This window comes from Neptunomonas antarctica, from assembly GCF_001305295.1.
In the GTDB taxonomy this organism is placed as follows: domain Bacteria; phylum Pseudomonadota; class Gammaproteobacteria; order Pseudomonadales; family Balneatricaceae; genus Neptunomonas; species Neptunomonas antarctica.
In genome coordinates, this window is sequence record NZ_LJSI01000032.1 from 1 (window position 1) to 1,424 (window position 1,424).

The 1,424-nt window shown below is 41.7% G+C and carries 2 protein-coding genes; one reads left to right on the forward strand and one right to left on the reverse strand.

The genetic code is table 11. The annotated features are described in order from the left end of the window. Positions 1 to 106 precede the first annotated feature (106 nt). Positions 107 to 307 (forward strand): hypothetical protein, encoded by a 201-nt coding sequence (locus tag Nant_RS07785; RefSeq protein WP_054341085.1) that lies wholly within the window; start codon positions 107 to 109, stop codon positions 305 to 307. 10 nt (positions 308 to 317) lie between these two features. Here the strand turns inward: Nant_RS07785 and Nant_RS07790 are convergent, their stop codons facing one another. Beyond that, entirely contained in the window at positions 318 to 1,283 is a 966-nt protein-coding gene (locus Nant_RS07790) for an SH3 domain-containing protein (protein ID WP_054341086.1), read from the reverse strand. Positions 1,284 to 1,424: the final 141 nt, after the last annotated feature.

The window sequence follows — 1,424 nt, forward strand, 5'->3', positions numbered from 1 at the left end:
TAAAAAGAAAATTTGGTTTAGGTTAAAAGATGACGATGATGAGATTCCTCCAAAAGAGGTAATGGCATATTTTGAGTTCAATGGTATGGAGCTATTCTGAAAATTAATGTGGCGGTATGTAAGGGATTATAAGACGCTCGACCGAGCCGTGGATGCGGATGCGGCTTATGTACCTAGCTGTGGAAAAAAGAGCTGGGATACTGAGGCGGAAAGGGTGGCGTTTCTGTTTGAGCTGTACCAGAAGATCGCTTCTTTACTGCCTGTTGAAAAGAAAAAACCGAAGGCACGCAAGAAAGCTGCTGTGTAGTTCTTGAATATTAGTCAGGACTTCTGACTAGGTGGTTGGTATGCACCCACCCAGGCTGAGAGCTACCATCTTCTAAAGAAGCGAAGCCGGATGCCCACTCCCCATTTTCTCCTGTCACAAGGAAGTGGGTTCTTGGGGGGAGGGTGGTAAGTTTGTCGTTGTTTGTAGACGGGCCTGATCGTAACTTAACTTTAGTTGTTGTTATTGCAGAGTAAAATTCGTCAGATACAGCATGACCTATCTTCTGAGATATAACCTGACGCTGCTCGAATAAGATTTTTCCTTTGCCTTTTAGATCTATGGACAGTGTTGTGTTAGTCCCTTGTTGGTTTTGGAATGACCCCCATATGTCCACTATTTGCTCGACGTTATTTAGCGCTAAACTAATTACAATTAACCACTTAGCTATTTCTTTTGGAGACCGTCTTCCACCCTTTTTATCAGGGGCGTTGATTATTTCTTCCTCTAACTCATTAATGTAGCTAGTTATATCTCTGAATCGTTCGTATAAAGGGTCAACGAAGCTGCTAATTTCTTTATAAGTAAGCTCTGTAATGCGTTCGTAATCATGGCTTTGATGAAATCGAATAATTTCGTCGATAGGGTTTCTTATGGAAGTGAAAAGCTCGGATGCTTGGTTCCCAGTTTGTTTAACAACCTCATAAGCAGAATTCAACAGCGCACGCTGTTCCTCCAGCATTCGCTGAGCTTTTTCGACCTCTAATGCGACGGACTGCCCGTTTATAATTTTCTGGAAGTCGTCATCTTGGAAATAGTGGGCTATTGGGTTTTTTGCAGCTTCTACGGCTTTTTCAATATTGCTATAAAATACGTTTTGGTCGTGAAATTGCCTCATAGGATCTACTAAGGCCAATGCACGCTCTATCTCAAATTTTGGTGATGCTCGTTGAACGAGATCGGTTATTTTTTTTTGTTCAGCAAGAATGCGTCGCAACATCTCTATATTGTCTGACATGAGAAATCCTTTTCGGAGTAATATCAGATCATAAAGTGATCCTTTTTAGCGCCTTTGTCTAAAATTTCAGCCATCTGAACGATTCGGTAGATGATGTCGTTTTTGTTCGTGAGTCTAAGTGTATGGGCAGAGTGTGAGTCA

Bases quoted from the DNA above. Each gene is read 5' to 3' on its own strand.
- Nant_RS07785 (WP_054341085.1), top strand. From the start codon at position 107: ATGTGGCGGTATGTAAGGGATTATAAGACGCTCGACCGAGCCGTGGAT.
- Nant_RS07790 (WP_054341086.1), bottom strand. From the start codon at position 1,283: ATGTCAGACAATATAGAGATGTTGCGACGCATTCTTGCTGAACAAAAA.